The organism is Prevotella heparinolytica (assembly GCF_002998535.1).
GTDB classification, from domain to species: Bacteria; Bacteroidota; Bacteroidia; order Bacteroidales; family Bacteroidaceae; genus Bacteroides; species Bacteroides heparinolyticus.
Genome location: NZ_CP027234.1, coordinates 581,536 through 598,513, shown reverse-complemented (window position 1 = coordinate 598,513; position 16,978 = coordinate 581,536). Strand labels below are relative to the sequence as shown.

General features: G+C 44.6%; 10 protein-coding genes. 6 read left to right on the top strand and 4 right to left on the bottom strand.

Annotated features, from left to right (window positions below; translation table 11 throughout):
- Positions 1 to 6 precede the first annotated feature (6 nt).
- Positions 7 to 2,313, bottom strand: a complete 2,307-nt coding sequence (locus tag C3V43_RS02400; protein ID WP_106068444.1) for an ATP-dependent helicase — start codon at positions 2,311 to 2,313, stop codon at positions 7 to 9.
- A 125-nt stretch (positions 2,314 to 2,438) separates the two neighbouring features.
- On the opposite strand from C3V43_RS02400, the gene C3V43_RS02395 reads away from it, so the two are divergent.
- Positions 2,439 to 3,059, top strand: a complete 621-nt coding sequence (locus C3V43_RS02395) for a superoxide dismutase (protein ID WP_174704380.1) — start codon at positions 2,439 to 2,441, stop codon at positions 3,057 to 3,059.
- Between the two features lie 165 nt (positions 3,060 to 3,224).
- On the top strand, positions 3,225 to 3,833 hold the full coding sequence (locus C3V43_RS02390; RefSeq protein ID WP_106068442.1) for a thiamine phosphate synthase: 609 nt from the start codon (positions 3,225 to 3,227) through the stop codon (positions 3,831 to 3,833).
- Between the two features lie 15 nt (positions 3,834 to 3,848).
- Here C3V43_RS02390 and C3V43_RS02385 read toward each other — a convergent pair whose 3' ends face one another.
- Positions 3,849 to 4,727 carry a sensor histidine kinase gene (locus C3V43_RS02385; protein ID WP_106068441.1) on the bottom strand — a complete coding sequence of 293 codons (879 nt, stop codon included), beginning with the start codon at positions 4,725 to 4,727 and terminating at the stop codon, positions 3,849 to 3,851.
- Positions 4,728 to 4,977: 250 nt separating this feature from the next.
- Between C3V43_RS02385 and C3V43_RS02380 the strand changes: the two genes are divergently transcribed.
- From C3V43_RS02380 to eno, 4 genes are all read left to right on the top strand, one after another.
- Positions 4,978 to 8,232 carry a UvrD-helicase domain-containing protein gene (locus C3V43_RS02380; protein WP_106068440.1) on the top strand — a complete coding sequence of 1,085 codons (3,255 nt, stop codon included), beginning with the start codon at positions 4,978 to 4,980 and terminating at the stop codon, positions 8,230 to 8,232.
- A 45-nt stretch (positions 8,233 to 8,277) separates the two neighbouring features.
- Positions 8,278 to 11,193: a PD-(D/E)XK nuclease family protein gene (locus tag C3V43_RS02375; protein WP_106068439.1), complete on the top strand. Its 2,916-nt coding sequence runs from the start codon at positions 8,278 to 8,280 to the stop codon at positions 11,191 to 11,193.
- A gap of 13 nt (positions 11,194 to 11,206) precedes the next feature.
- Positions 11,207 to 11,584 carry a fluoride efflux transporter CrcB gene (gene crcB, locus C3V43_RS02370; RefSeq protein ID WP_106068438.1) on the top strand — a complete coding sequence of 126 codons (378 nt, stop codon included), beginning with the start codon at positions 11,207 to 11,209 and terminating at the stop codon, positions 11,582 to 11,584.
- A 557-nt stretch (positions 11,585 to 12,141) separates the two neighbouring features.
- A complete protein-coding gene (gene eno, locus C3V43_RS02365) occupies positions 12,142 to 13,422 on the top strand; it encodes a phosphopyruvate hydratase (RefSeq protein ID WP_106070422.1) in 1,281 nt (426 codons plus the stop codon).
- A gap of 145 nt (positions 13,423 to 13,567) precedes the next feature.
- Here the strand turns inward: eno and C3V43_RS02360 are convergent, their stop codons facing one another.
- Both C3V43_RS02360 and C3V43_RS02355 read right to left on the bottom strand, forming a co-directional pair.
- On the bottom strand, positions 13,568 to 15,817 hold the full coding sequence (locus tag C3V43_RS02360; RefSeq protein ID WP_106068437.1) for a glycoside hydrolase family 3 N-terminal domain-containing protein: 2,250 nt from the start codon (positions 15,815 to 15,817) through the stop codon (positions 13,568 to 13,570).
- An 18-nt stretch (positions 15,818 to 15,835) separates the two neighbouring features.
- Positions 15,836 to 16,963 (bottom strand): family 16 glycosylhydrolase, encoded by a 1,128-nt coding sequence (locus C3V43_RS02355; RefSeq protein WP_106068436.1) that lies wholly within the window; start codon positions 16,961 to 16,963, stop codon positions 15,836 to 15,838.
- Positions 16,964 to 16,978 lie beyond the last annotated feature (15 nt).

Here is a 16,978-nt window from a genome sequence, read left to right as displayed (position 1 = left end):
ACTATTCTATCCTATCACCTTGAAACGCGCAAAGTGCAACAAAAGTTGTTTATCTCCCGCATTTTTAAAGCGAATAGTGGCTTTAGCATTATCTCCCTCACCTTCCATTTTCAACACTTCTCCTATGCCGAAGCGTTCATGTTCAATCAGTTGTCCTTCCATAACTCCACTGATAGAAACACCGGATTGAGACGTTGTTCCTGCCGAATCAGAGGCAGGCATCACTCGTTTCAAATTACGAGGAACGGCCGGAGATATAACCTGTTGCTTCGGACGCATCATCCCTTCCTCTCTCTTTTTATAAGAGAAATCGTTATGCACATCTTCCCCCATTCTAAAGGAGAGATTTGTATTAGGCAAATGCAAAAATCGTACGTCTATATCTTTCAGGAAGCGACTGGGACTTCCAAATTCCATTTTACCAAACCTGAAACGAGTCTTTGCATAAGATAAAAAACAATGTTCCTCCGCACGTGTAATAGCCACATAGAACAGTCTGCGCTCTTCTTCCAATGCGCGGACAGATTCTCCAATCATTGCACTAGGGAAAAGATTCTCTTCCATTCCCACCACAAAAACATTCTTGAACTCCAGTCCCTTGGCAGAATGAACCGTCATTAAAGTTATCTTCTCATCATCGTTCTTATCCGAATCCTGATCTGTCAATAATGAAACTTCCGACAAGAAATCAGCCAAAAAGATATCCGGATTTCCTTCCTCTTGCCGCCGAGCACAAAAATCACTCATGCCATTCACCAATTCCTCTATGTTCTCCCTACGGCTCAAATTTTCCGGCGAGTTATCCTGACAGACATCATTGATGATACCCGACCGGCGAATAATATCGGAACCAATCTCGTAAGCATTCTTATCAGCCGCACATGCCATGAAGCCAGATATCAATTCGTGAAAGCCTTGCAACTTCCCTGTCGTACCTTTCGTGAAAGTCAGTCCATAGGTCAATGGTTCGCAAAGTATCGTCCATAAGCTGACATTGTGCGTCGTAGCAGCTGCAATGATTTTACCTACTGTAGTATCACCGATGCCACGTGCCGGATAATTGATAATACGCTTGAATGCCTCCTCATCATTAGGGTTTATGATCAATCGGAAATAGGAAATCACATCCTTGATTTCTTTACGCTGATAAAACGACAAGCCACCATATATACGATATGGCATTCCTCGCTTACGCATAGCTTCTTCAAAAATGCGACTCTGTGCATTAGTACGGTAAAGTATCGCAAAATCAGAATAAGCATACTGTTTTTCTCGACGCAATTCAGCAATTTTATTTACCACAATATCTCCTTCTTCCACATCACTGTAGGCTTGATAAACGCCAAGTGCCTCCCCCTTCTCTTTTTCAGAAAAGACCTCTTTGCGTATCTGCCGTTGATTCTTCTCTATCAAGCTATTGGCCGCACAAACAATGGTTTGAGTAGAACGATAATTCTGTTCTAATTTAAATACTTTGGCACTGGGATATATCTTGGTGAAAAACAAGATATTGTCGATATCGGCCCCACGAAAAGAGTAAATACTCTGCGCATCATCGCCTACTACACATACATGCTGATGGTTCTTGCCCAACTGTAGTACAATGCTATGTTGTGCGAAATTAGTGTCTTGATATTCATCTACCAAAATATAACGGAATTGTTCCTGATAACGGGCAAGTACTTCCGGATGATCTTGAAACAGTAAAAAGGTGTAGAAAAGTAAATCGTCAAAGTCCATGGCATCTGCCTGCTTGCAACGTGCCCAGTATCTTTGATATATGTCGCGAAGGGCAGGTACTTTTGCAGCACGATCTGCCTCATAGGCTTCTTTACTGTTTGCATACCCCGCAGGGGAAACCAAATGATTCTTGGCATTTGATATACGTGCTTGAACCAATCCGGGTTTGTATATCTTTTCATCCAATCCCATCTCTTTTATGATAGAACGTATCAAACTCTTACCATCTGCCGTGTCATATATGGTAAATTGCGAAGTAAAACCAAGATGAACAGCCTCAACATGCAAGATACGCAAAAATATGGAGTGAAAGGTTCCCATCCATAAATAACGCGCGCGGTCTGTGCCCACTTGACACGCTATGCGCTCTTTCATCTCACGTGCCGCTTTATTGGTAAAGGTCAATGCAAGAATATCCCAAGGCTGGTAACCATTCTCCAGCAGATAGGCTATTTTATATGTCAGTACACGCGTCTTTCCAGAACCGGCACCGGCTATCACCAATGACGGACCATCATTGTAAAGCACCGCTGCGCGCTGTCCTTCATTCAGTTCCTGTATATAATCGGGCATATTCCGTACAATCTTAAAATAGAGTAATTTTGCAGCAAAGATAAATAAAGCTTCTGAGACCTGCGAACATTTTTCATCTTATCGTGTTTAATACAATAAAGTTCCAAAATTTAATAATTGAACTTATGAATACATTATTAATGACTTTAATGCTAACAATTATGACGTATGAAATGCCAAAACTTCCTTATGCAAACAATGCATTGGAACCTGTAATCAGTCAGCAAACTATAGATTTCCACTATGGCAAGCATTTGCAAGCCTATGTCAATAACCTCAATAACCTTGTTCCAGGAACAGAATATGAAGGTAAAGATTTAGTGACCATTGTTTCCACAGCGCCGGATGGTGCCATCTTTAACAATGCAGGGCAAGTGCTGAACCACACTTTATATTTCTTGCAATTTTCTCCAAATCCGGAACAAAAAGAACCTACCGGCAAGTTGGCTGAAGCTATCCAACGCGATTTCGGCAGCTTTGAGAACTTCAAGAAAGAATTCAACGCAGCAGCTGTAGGTCTATTCGGTTCGGGATGGGCATGGCTTTCAGTGGACAAGAACGGTAAACTCCATATCACTAAAGAAGTGAATGGAAGCAATCCTGTACGTTCCGGTCTGACTCCGTTATTAGGATTCGACGTATGGGAGCATTCCTACTATCTTGATTATCAAAATCGCCGTGCAGACCATGTGAACGAGTTATGGAAGATTATCGACTGGAAAGTAGTAGGTGACAGATTGAAATAAATCATTTTAGAATTTATCAACTCTTGTTTAAAACGCATCTCTGAATATAATTTTGAGGTGCGTTTTTCTACCTAAAGCCTCTAACTAACATCTTTTAAAGAAAATCCTTAGTCCCGACGATAAGTAATCATTAATTTTGCTACACTAATTCGTTTAACAAACAAGATGAAGCTTATTGTAGTTACGGCCCCCACATTCTTTGTGGAAGAAGACAAGATTATCACTGCGCTTTTTGAAGAAGGATTGGATATCCTGCATCTAAGAAAGCCGGAAACCTCTGCCATGTATTCAGAACGTCTTCTGACACTGATACCCAAACAATACCATAAACGCATTGTCACCCATGAGCATTTTTACCTTCAGGAAGAATTTAATTTGATGGGAATTCATTTGAATGCCCGTAACCCGAAAGAACCGCACGATTTTTCCGGTCACATCAGTTGTACTTGCCATTCGCTGGACGAAGTAAAAAGCAAAAAGCATTTTTATGATTATTTATTTCTAAGTCCGATATTCGACTGTATCACCAAAGACGGGATATCTTCCGGTTTTGAAGCCGAAGAACTCAGACAGGCTGGAAAAGAAAAAATAATAGATCATAAAGTCATGGCTTTAGGAGGTATAACCCCTAACAATATATTAGAAATTAAGGATTATGGCTTTGGCGGTGCAGTTGTGGTGGGTGATTTATGGAATAAATTCAATGCTTGTACCGATTGTAACTATCTAGAGATTATCCGACATTTCAAAAAGCTTAAGGAAATGGCTGATTGAGTGAATAGCACTCAATCAGAATTTACCATATTCTTTGTACTCCATGCTGCCCGGTAAGGTAAAATAGAATGTTGATCCTTCTCCTTTTTTAGATTCTACACCAATACCCCCACCATAATGTTCTATAATAGACTTGGTGATGGAAAGCCCCAATCCGGTTCCCTTTATATTATAGTTCATTTTTACAAAACGTTCAAAAATGGCATGTCGTCCTTCGTCATCAATACCACATCCCGTATCTGCCACATAAAAATAGTAATTACCGTTACTCAGTCTTCTGCTTCCCACCGTCACGCTACCTTTCTCAGTGAATTTCAGAGCATTCTCCAATAGGTTCTCCATAACCTGAGCAAAACGTTTGCGGTCTGTCTTCAGCCTGCATTGCGACAACCTTTCCTGATATTCAACTTTTATTCCACTAGGATGCGAGCGTCTATTCTCTGCTGCACACACCTCATCAATAAGAGCATTTATATCTACCTCTTCATCATTATAGTCAAAAGTATTTGCTTCTATCTTAGAATAGTCCAACAAATCATTAACGATTCTCAGCAAAGATTCTTTATTGTCATTTATTTCTTTTAAGAAAGACATACGTGTCTCTTTATCTAATCCATCCATCTCGGCAAGCATAGTGGTGAATCCTACGATGGCATTTAAGGGAGTACGTATTTCGTGTGTCATATTAGCAATGAATGCCGTTTTCAACCGGTTAGCTTCTTCCGCGATATCATTTATTTTCTGAAGAGCCTTTACCTGCTTATTCTTACTGACATAAAACACAACCATAACTGTAAGCATCAGAAGAATAATCAAAGTAAAAGAAATCCATAAAGCTTCTTCCTTATGGATAGGCCCTATTCCCCAAGCAAAAATGGCAAGCATGTGTATCATAATTACGTCGTTCTCTCGTTATTTCTTTCAAGGAAGCAAAGATATAATTAAAACATTAAAGAATAAAAAAAGGGAAGTACAGTTTTTACACAAAATACGTTAACAGTAAGGCTTTAAAATCAATAAATCTTGCACTTTCAAAACTGCAATTTGATTGATAGCGTTCGAGAAAGATTTAGTATTCCTTTCCAGGGAACAAACATATCATGATTTTTATATACATTTGCAGATAAACTTGTTGCAAATTTACATGGAACTATTAGTATATAAAGCTTCCGCAGGATCAGGAAAGACCTTTACGCTGGCTGTGGAATACATCAAGCATCTGATAATCAATCCTCGCGCCTACCGCCAAATACTTGCCGTGACTTTCACCAACAAAGCTACGGCAGAAATGAAAGAACGAATCTTGCAACAACTCTACGGCATCTGGAAAAGTGTTCCGGAATCCGATGCTTATCTGAAACGTATCAAAGATGACATGGCAGCAACTCATTATTTGCAAGCTGCCACACCGGATAGAGAGATCGAAGAATTGCGACAACGTGCGGGGATGGCATTGCAATATATACTTCATGATTACAGCCGCTTCCGTGTAGAGACTATTGACTCTTTTTTCCAGTCTGTTATGCGCAACCTGGCCCGCGAGCTGGAACTAAGTCCTAATCTGAACATAGAACTAAGTATAAACGAAGTGCTGAGTGAAGCCGTAGACAGCCTTATCGAGAAACTTACTCCCACCTCACCTGTGCTGGCCTGGTTACTGGACTACATAGACGAACGCATCCGCAATGACAAACGCTGGAATGTATCAAACGAAATCAAAAGTTTCGGGTTCAATATATTCAATGAAAGCTATATCGAACGAGGTGAAGATGTGAGGGCATGCCTGCGCATACCTGACACGTTGAAACTCTATCGAAATGTGTTGCACGAAATGGAAACAGAAGCTTTGGAGCAGATGAAAGGTTTCTACGAACAGTTTGAAGGCAAATTGGAAGGACACGCACTCGTGCCGGAGGATTTGAAAGGAGGTTCTCGAGGTATAGGCAGTTACTTCCGAAAACTTCGCGACGGCAGACTGACAGACAAAGATGTGCTGACCGCCACGCTGCAAAACTGCCTGGCCGATGCCCGAAACTGGGCCGCAAAGACTTCTCCTCGGAGAGACGATATCATCCGGCTGGCAGAAAACAGCCTGCTACCGCTATTACAAGATGCCGAACGATTACGACCACAAAAAAACCGCACCATCAACAGTTGTCGCCTTTCATTACAACATCTCAACGAGTTACAACTGCTCAATCATATTGATGAAGAGGTGCGTACGCTGAACCACGAGCATAATCGTTTCTTACTGTCTGACACCAACGCTTTGTTGCACAAGTTGGTGCGCGAAGGAGACTCTTCTTTCGTTTTCGAGAAAATCGGCGCCAACATACGCAACGTAATGATTGACGAGTTTCAAGATACAAGCCGTATGCAATGGGACAACTTTCGCTTACTGCTACTCGAAGGCCTCTCGCAAGGAGCCGACAGCCTGATTGTTGGAGATGTGAAGCAATCCATCTATCGCTGGCGCAACGGAGACTGGAGCATTCTGAACGGTTTAGGACATACTAAATTAAACAATTTTCCCGTCCGTGTAGAGACTCTGAAGACAAACCGACGGAGCGAGACAAACATCATCCGTTTCAACAATCTGTTCTTCACCACCGCAGTGGAGTATCTCAACACCCTACATCTGAACGAACTGAATGAAGAGTGCTACCCTTTGAAACAGGCATATGCCGATGTGATGCAAGAATCCCCAAAAGCAGAAGCACACGGCTACGTAAAGGTCTCTTTTCTTGAACCGGACGAAGAACATGATTACACGGAACAGTCTCTTCTTGCTATGGGAACAGAAGTGCAAAGATTGCTTGAAGAAGGCATACAACCCAACGACATCACCATTCTTGTACGCAAAAACAAGAACATTCCTCTTATAGCCGATTATTTCGATAAGGAACTTCAGCTACCCGTTGTTTCAGACGAAGCTTTCCGACTGGATGCCTCTCTCGCCATCTGCATGCTGATAGACGCCTTGCGCTATCTGTCCAATCCGGAAGATAGAGTTTCAAGCGCTTCACTCATCGCTAATTACAAACTACAAATCCTTAAGGAAGAGAATAATCCTTCTTTCCATCTTGACACCCTATTGACAGAGCAACCCGAATTACAGCTTCCCAAGACCTTCATTTCTCGTCTAGAGACCTTGCGTCTGATGCCTCTGTACGAACTGCAGGAAGAATTATTCAGCATATTCGACATGGGACGTATCGAACAACAAGATGCTTATCTCTTCTTCTTTTTTGATGCTGTGACGGAGTATCTTCAAAGCAATTCGTCCGATTTGGACAGTTTCATCCGCTATTGGGAAGAGACGCTTTGCAGCAAGACCATCCCCGGCGGTGAGATGGACGGAATACGCATCCTTTCCATCCACAAATCAAAAGGGCTGGAGTTCCATACCGTACTCATCCCGTTCTGCGATTGGAAACTGGAGAACGAAACCAATAATCAGTTAGTATGGTGCACTCCTCCCGAAGCACCTTATAATGCCATCAGCCTTGTTCCGGTGAACTATTCAAGTACAATGGCAGAGTCCGTCTATCGGCAAGACTATCTGCACGAACGTCTGCAACTATGGGTAGACAACCTCAACCTTTTGTATGTAGCCTTTACCCGTGCGGGAAAGAATCTTATCCTTTGGAGCAAGAATGGGCAAAAAGGGACTGTATCCGAACTGCTTGCCAATACTTTGCCACATATTGCCAATAACGACGAAGGGAGTTGGGATGAAGAGACGGCTGTTTATGAAAACGGACGGATTTCTCCATCTACCCTCACAAAAGCAGATTCTCTTCATAATGTTCAGGACAGAAGTGTCATCAATAAATTCTCTCAAAAAGCCGTCAAACTCCCCATTCACATGGAAAGCATGCTTCATGACATCGAATTCAGGCAATCCAACCGCTCGGCCGACTTCATTGCAGGAATAGACGAAGCCGAATCCGACCGTCGTTTCATCAACCGCGGACGACTACTGCACACTCTGTTTTCTGCCATCGAAACAGAGAAAGATATCGACAATGCCATCAGCAGACTTGTGTTCGAAGGGATCATTGGCCAAACTGAAACAGAAAAGGAAATACGTGCATTGACCGCACGCGCTTTCTCCTTGCCTCAAATCAAGGACTGGTATTCGGGCACATGGCAACTCTTCAACGAGTGCGACATCATTTGGCAAGAGAACGGAACACTCCGAACCCGGCGTCCGGACCGCGTAATGATGCGCAATGAAGAAATTATCGTAGTGGATTTCAAATTTGGAAAGCCTAACAAAAAATACAACAAGCAGGTGAAAGATTATATGCAACTTCTTGCCCGCATGGGATATGCTTCTAACAAAATCGAAGGCTATCTGTGGTATGTGGAAGAAGAAATCATTGAGAAAGTATAACGCACTCCCCAATCAGCCAAATATTCAAAGAGCAATATAGAGAACATGAAACCATTCCTTCAATTAGTCGCCAAAGACCTCTATTCCAAAATAGGAAACGATTTGTCGCACACAGCCATCGTTTTTCCCAACAAACGTGCCGGCTTGTTTTTTAACGAATATCTGGCAGCAGAGACCGACCATCCTTTGTGGTCGCCTGCATACGTCAGCATCAGTGAACTCTTCCATCAACTATCATCCCTGAAGTTGGGCGACCCTATACGGCTGGTGTGCGAACTGTACAAAGTATTTCGGGAAGAAACACGCAGCGAAGAAACGCTTGATGATTTCTATTTTTGGGGCGAATTACTCATCAGCGACTTTGATGATGTAGACAAAAATCTTGTGGATGCAAGCAAGCTCTTCACCAATCTGCAAGAGTTGAAGAATATAATGGACGGATATGACTTCCTTGATAAAGAGCAAGAAGAAGCAATCCGGCAATTCTTTCTAAACTTTTCCATAGAAAAGCGTACAGAACTGAAAGCCAAGTTTATCTCACTTTGGGATAAATTAGGCGATATATACCGGCACTACCGTACCAACCTCTCTAAACTTGGCATTGCCTACGAAGGCATGATGTATCACAACGTCATGGAACAACTGGATACCAACCACCTGCGCTACGACCGCTATGTATTTGTTGGATTCAATGTGCTGAATAAAGTGGAAACCCAATTCTTCAAACTCCTACAAGATGCCGGGAAAGCGTTGTTCTATTGGGATTATGATGTATGCTATACCACCCTTCCCCGCTTACAAACGCCTCCCTACACCCACGAAGCCGGCGAATTCATTTTACGTAACCTGAGCAGCTTCCCCAACCAACTGCCGGAAACCGCTTTCGACGTGATGAGAAAACCTAAAAACATACGTTACATCTCTTCTCCCACAGAAAATGCACAGGCACGTTATCTGCCACAGTGGATTGAAGAAGTCACCCGCCATTACCCTACTGAAGAGAGCCAAAGCGAACAAGAAACGAAAGAAAAAGAAAATGCCGTTGTTCTCTGCAATGAAGCATTGTTGCTTCCTATTCTTCATTCCATTCCGCCCGAAGTAAAAAACGTAAACGTCACCATGGGATTTCCATTGGCGCAGACACCCGTGTACAGTTTTATCAACGCATTAACAGAACTGCAGACCACCGGTTATCAGGCAAAATCCGGACACTACACCTACAATGCCGTGCTTGCAGTCTTGAAGCATCCTTATGTTCGTCTTCTCTCTTCGTCAGCAGAGGGTTTGGAAAAGCAACTAATTAAAAACAATCGCTTCTACCCTCTGCCATCCGAACTGAAGCAGGACGTTTTTCTGGAGCAGGTTTTCACTCCGCAAAACGGCATTGCCGCTCTATGCGGTTATCTCACCGAGCTGCTTCGCGAAGTGGCCGTAGTCTATCGTCAGGAAAAAGAAACGGAAGATATCTTCAACCAACTCTATCGCGAATCTTTGTTCAAGAGTTACACCCTTGTCAATCGTCTGCTTAACCTGATTGAAACCGGCGAGTTGAGTGGCCTGAAACCGGATACATTGAAGCGCCTGCTGAATCGCCTGCTTACTTCCGCCAATATTCCTTTTCATGGCGAACCGGCCATTGGCATGCAGGTAATGGGGGTGCTGGAAACGCGTAACCTTGATTTTCGCAACCTCATCATACTCTCTCTCAACGAGAGACAGTTGCCCAAAACCGGTGGAGAATCCTCTTTTATTCCCTACAATCTGAGGAAAGCTTTCGGCATGACCACTATCGAACATAAAAATGCGGTTTATGCCTACTACTTCTACCGCCTCATCCAAAGAGCTGAAAATGTCACCTTATTATATAATTCTTCTTCCGACGGGCTGAATCGTGGAGAGATGTCCCGCTTCATGCTCCAGCTTTTGGCGGAATCACCCTATAATATTTCACAAGAATACCTTGAAGCCGGACAATCCCCTCAACAAAGCCGTCCCATCGATATTGCCAAAACTCCGGAAATGCTGCAACGGATGTACGATGCCTATGATGTCCGGCGTCATCCCAACAACTTCTTCTCTCCATCAGCTCTCAATGCCTATTTAGATTGTCGTTTGAAGTTTTATTACCGCTACGTGGCCGGCCTGAGAGTTCCCGATGAAGTGAGTGCGGAAATAGATTCCGCTCTGTTTGGAACCATCTTCCATCATGCTGCCGAATCCATCTATAAAGATTTGATTTCCCACAGTAAAGATATAAGAAAAGAGGATTTGGAATTATTGCTGAGAAATGAAGTCAAACTCCAAACATACGTGGACAATGCTTTCAAAGAAAAGTTTTTCCACGTGCCCCAAACAGAGCAACCGGAATACAACGGCACGCAACTGATCCATTCCAAGGTTATCGCCTCCTACCTGCGCCAACTTCTGCGCAACGACTTGCAATATGCCCCTTTCCGCATGGAAGGAATGGAAGAAGAAGTAAAGGAGATCGTAGAAATTGATACTCCGCAGGGAAAGCTTTCTTTGCAGATTGGAGGAACCATAGACCGGATGGACAGCAAGGAAGGAACATTACGCATCGTTGATTACAAGACAGGAGGGATGCCCAAAACTCCCGAAAACATTGAGCAACTGTTCACTCCTGCCGAGAATCGTCCCACTTATATTTTCCAGACGTTCATGTATGCAGCCATCATGTGTCGCCGACAATCCTTGAAAGTAGCCCCCTCACTACTCTATATACACCGTGCAGCCTCTGAAAGCTACTCACCGGTCATAGAGATGGGAGCACCTCGACAGCCTAAAATCCCGGTAAACAACTTTGCTTTCTTTGAAGAAGAATTCCGCGAACGCCTGCTCAACCTGCTGCAAGAGATATATGACCCGAAAGAAACTTTCAGTCAAACGAAAGACAACAAGAAATGTGAGTACTGCGATTTCCGAAGACTCTGTAAAAAATAATTAGCAACAATCTATGCTCAAAACACTGATATACATTTTTCTTGGTGGCGGCACGGGCAGCGTGCTGCGATATTCGATACAACTGGCACTGCACGAACGGATAGTGCCCTACTCTTTCCCGTGGGCTACTTTTGCAGTCAACGTCCTCGGCAGCTTCCTCATAGGTTTGTTCTACACGCTGTCGTCCCGTTTCAACCTCTCTGCCGAAACACGTATATTGCTCACAACCGGACTATGCGGAGGATTCACCACCTTTTCTACCTTCGGCCATGACGGACTTGTGCTGATAAGACAAGGATTCTACGTAATGTTTTTGCTATATACCTTATTGAGTATAACTTTGGGAATCTGTGCCGTATGGGGCGGTGGAGCTTTCGGATGTTGGCTCTGATTCAGGGAGATGCCATTCCCATTTCTCGTAAACACATCCGTAATGCCTATCTTTGTAAACGCTCTGAATACTAAATCAAGCCATTGGCGGATATCAATCATTAAGTTGTGTATTGCACTAATAGAATAAACTTCATGTATTCATAGAATAAAACCGTTTGTGACAAACAGTAAACTTGTTCGCAGCCTGAATAAATCTCTGTTCGCGCAGTGCGAACAGAAATCCGCAACCTGCGGACAGACGTTCGCAACGTGCGAACAGATATTCGCGCAGTGCGAACAAAGGTTCGAGAATAAAAGTGAAGGGAGACTCGTAAGTTGAACAGACTCTTATGGTATGCCTGGAGGCATTGAAACGCAGTCAGTGTGGACAACATAAAGTAGGACAACTACCGAATAGAAAAGTTTTAGCGGATAATAATCAGAAAGAGAGAAGTCTTAGAATTCAGGTAAGTTTTAGAATCAACTCGAATTCGGCCAACCCAAAGAAACATTATCTTGAACATTTTCGATTTTAGCTTGTTATTTAGAATGATTACATTTAAATACTTACTGAATATGAGAATAGAAAAAATTATCGGACGCGAAATCCTCGACTCAAGAGGAAACCCCACTGTGGAAGTAGACGTAACGCTGGAATCAGGCTTCATCAGCCGTGCTTCCGTTCCTTCGGGCGCATCCACAGGCGAGCATGAAGCTTTGGAGTTGCGTGACGGAGACAAAAAACGCTACTTAGGCAAAGGTGTGCTGAAGGCTGTAAACAACATCAATGAAATCATTGCTCCCAAACTGATAGGCATGTCCGCCCTCGACCAAGTGGCCATTGACCACGCCATGCTGGCACTAGATGGCACCAACACCAAATCCAATCTGGGTGCAAACGCTATTCTCGGCGTATCGCTGGCCGTGGCCAAAGCCGCTGCTGCCTATTTGGATGTACCTCTTTATCGTTATATCGGTGGAACGAACACGTATGTGATGCCCGTTCCGATGATGAACATCATCAATGGCGGTTCGCATAGCGATGCTCCCATTGCTTTTCAGGAATTCATGATCCGCCCCGTAGGCGCAAGTTCTTTCCGCGAAGGTTTGCGTATGGGTGCCGAAGTATTCCACGCCTTGAAGAAGGTATTGAAAGATCGCGGCCTCAGCACGGCTGTAGGCGATGAAGGCGGTTTTGCTCCCAACTTGGACGGTACGGAAGATGCGCTGAACTCTATCATTGCCGCCATCAAGGCTGCCGGCTACGAACCGGGCAAGGATGTGAAGATTGCCATGGACTGCGCTTCGTCGGAGTTCTACCACGACGGCATCTATGACTACACCAAGTTTGAAGGTGAAAAAGGCAAGAAACGCACCGCTGACGAACAAATTGACTATCTGGAGCAGCTGATCAATACATATCCCATCGACTCCATCGAAGATGGTATGAGCGAAAACGATTGGGAAGGCTGGAAAAAACTGACCGAACGCATCGGCAACCGTTGCCAGTTAGTGGGCGACGACTTGTTCGTGACCAATGTGGATTTCCTTGCCAAAGGCATCGAAAAAGGATGCGGCAACTCCATCCTTATCAAAGTCAACCAAATCGGCTCGCTGACCGAAACGCTGAATGCCATCGAAATGGCACATCGTCACGGATATACCACCGTCACTTCCCACCGTTCGGGCGAGACGGAAGACACTACCATTGCCGATATTGCCGTAGCCACCAACAGCGGGCAAATCAAAACCGGTTCGTTAAGCCGTTCGGACCGTATGGCCAAGTACAACCAGTTATTGCGCATTGAAGAAGAGCTGGGCGACAGAGCCGTGTACGGATACAGAAAGATTAAATGACAGATAATTAAGAGGAGTGTTTGGAAAGAGGTACTGAAAGAATTTTGAAAACCGCTTCTGAACAGTATCCGATTGTATCATAAAAAAGAGGGGACAAACCGGTATGGTCTGCCCTCTCTCTTCGATTAATCACTGAAAACAATCATCAGTCCACTACCTTAAATGCAACCTCTTCTCCACGCCGGCTGTCTGGAGCTACCCAAAGAGCAAAATCTCCCGGTTCCACCGTCTTCACCATGTCTATGTTCCAGAAAGCAAGTTCGCTTATCGGAAGTTCCAACGTCAGGTTTTTCCTCTCTCCCGGTTTCAGATTTACACGCATAAAGCGCTTCAACTCTTTCACCGGACGGGTAACAGAACCTACTTTGTCCTGCACGTAAAGCTGTACGATTTCAGTACCCTCATACTTTCCCGTATTCTCCAAATCGAAAGTAACCTTCAGCACATCATCCTTTTTCAAATTGGCAGATGCCAGCTTCACATTCTCATATTTGAAAGTGGTATAAGACAGTCCGTACCCGAAAGGATACAACGCATCAAACCCTGCATCCATATAGAAAGAAGTACAGCCCAGCGAGGTCTGTCCGGCTTCCAACGGAATATCATTCAGCAACACTTCATTCCTCGTAGCCGGACGCCCCGTATTGTTATGGGCATAGTAAAGTGGAATTTGTCCCACCATCTTCGGGAAAGTAACGGGAGTCTTTCCACTGGGCACAGCCTTTCCCCACAGCAAGTCGGCCAATGCCGGACCACCCATTGTTCCCGGATGGAACGAATAAAGCACAGCAGAAGATGCCTCCACTTCTTTGCCGATGGTCAACGGACGACCGGCCATCACTACCATGACCACCGGTTTACCGGTTTTGGCAAGGGCGGCAATCAGTTCGTTTTGTGCTCCCTGAAGATTCAGGTCGGCAAGGCAATGTGCTTCACCCGAAAGGATGGATTCCTCGCCCACAAAAGCAAGAATCACGTCTGCCCGTGCGGCAGAGGCAGCAGCTTTAGCCACACCGTCCATGTTCTTATCGCGACTATACGCCAATCCGGGTTCGTATATCACTTGCACTTTATCGCCCACCAACTCCTTGATGGCAGTCAGGGGTGTCACGGTACGCGTCTTTTCACCATCAAACACCCAAGTGCCCAATTGCTCATAAGGTGCATTAGCCATCGGACCAACCACGGCCACCGTTTTCACCGACGCTTGCAACGGCAACACTTCCTGGTCGTTCTTCAACAAGATAGCCGACTCTACCGCCGCTTGTTTGGCCGCTTCCAAATGGGCAGGAGCATACATCACCTCTTGCCTCTTTTCATCAACGTAAGGATTATCAAACAATCCCAGGCGATATTTTACTCGCAGAATGTTGCGCACAGCCTCGTCCACAACAGCCTCTTTCACCTTCCCTTCCTTTATCAGCCCTGGCAGTTCCTTAACAAATGTATAGCTGACCATCTCCATGTCCACTCCGGCATTCACCGCCTTCATGGCAGCCTCTTTTGAATCGGCAGCAAAACCATGGGCTACCATTTCAGCAGCCGAAGCCCAATCGGATATAACCAATCCGTCAAATCCCCATTCATCGCGAAGCACATCTTTCAGAATAAAAGTATTTCCAGTAGAAGGAACTCCGTCGTTGTCGTTGAACGAAGTCATGAACGTAGCGGCACCGGCTTTGGCGGCAGCCTCAAACGGAGGCAGGTAAACATTGCGCAGACGACGTTCAGGAATAAAAGTCGAGTTATAGTCACGACCACCCTCGGCAGCTCCATAGCCAACGAAATGCTTGGGGCATGCTGCAATGGATGTCGACTTATTCAATGAATCTCCCTGAAATCCCCTCACCATGGCGGCACCCATCACCGCAGTCAGGTAGGTATCCTCACCACATCCTTCGGCCATACGTCCCCAACGAGGGTCGCGCGCCACATCAATCATTGGTGCAAATGTCCAGCGGATGCCTGCGGCAGAAGCCTCTATAGCCGCTATCCGTGCACCGTCTTCCACCAACTGCGGATTGAAAGAAGCCGCCTGTCCCAATGGTATGGGAAAGATGGTTTTAAAGCCATGAATCACATCGCGTGCCACCAGCAAAGGAATGCCCAATCGGGACTCTTCCACAGCCACACGCTGCAATGCATTGACACGCACCGGATCTATCTCGTTTAAAATAGATCCCACTTCACCTTTCTTTATCAACCCGCTCATGTCTTCCATGTTACCATACGAAGAAATCTGGTTCATCTGACCAAGTTTCTCCTCCAAAATCATCCGGGACAATAAATTTTCAACTTTACGCTCCACATCGTCATCTTTCGTTTCTGTCTTGTGCATGCAGGACGCAAAGAAAAGCAACGACAACCCCATGGAGTAATAAACCCAACGTCTCATAATACTTATCTCAATTAATTATTTTTTCTGAAACACTCGTACATAGTCAATCTCGTAAGTCGCAGGAAGAGCAGCTTCGTCCACTCCTTCAGCACCTCCCCAATCGCCACCCCATGCCAGGTTAAGCTTCAAATAAAAAGGGACATTGAAAGGCCATGTCTTTTTATTTCCTGTTTTATCATTGTTGAATGTAAAATGACACTTACCATTTACAAACCCCTTTATATAATCTTCTGTCCACTCCACAGCATAAACATGGAAATCCGATTCGGCGGTAGGTATATACTGTTCACCGGTTTTCTGCGTACCAATGGAATGATAATAAGCCTTACAATGAATAGACGAAGATACCCAGTTAGGCCGATATCCCACTTCCTCCATAATATCTATCTCACCGTCATCGGGCCACGCAGAAGAATTCTTAGGCATCATCCAAAATGCTGGCCATGTGCCTTTTCCTTTAGGAAGTTTCAAACGCGCCTCAAAGTAACCATATTTCCATGCTTTCAGCGTGTTGATACGGGCAGAAACAACCTCACCTCCTTTTTTCCGAGCTATAATTTTCAATGTGCCATCCGAAATCATGGCACAAGTATCTTGGCCCAAGACTCCATCGGCAACATATCGTTGCAACTCATTATTCACCCAGCCCGGGGCTGCGACTTCATACCACCATTCCGTAGTATTAGGCAGCGCCGGTTTTCCACCGGATAATCTCGGCTCTTCAAATTCATCTTGCCAAACCAAAGAATACCCTTCGGGAACATAGTTTTCAGGTTCGCCCTTCATTTGCTTGAACCGATATTCCTTTTTAGCACCTTTGCCGGAAGTGAAAGAGAGCAATGCAGCACGTTCTATATCCAAGTTATTTCTTCCGGCAGATATCTTCACGGCAGTCTCACCCGTATATCCGGATGCAACAGACAAAGAATACCAAGTTTGTCCATCGGTTGTCACTTTCCACGGTGAGCCTGATTTTATTATCAATGTTTTCTCTTCACCGGCGGCCATAAATTCTAAATCTGCAGGAGAGACTTCTATCACGCCATCATTCGCCGATGGCACATCGACAGGTTGTTTATCATTACCACAGCCCACCAATAACATCCATGGCACTATCCATAAACCAATCATATTTTTCATCATAAAGCATAAAGAGGC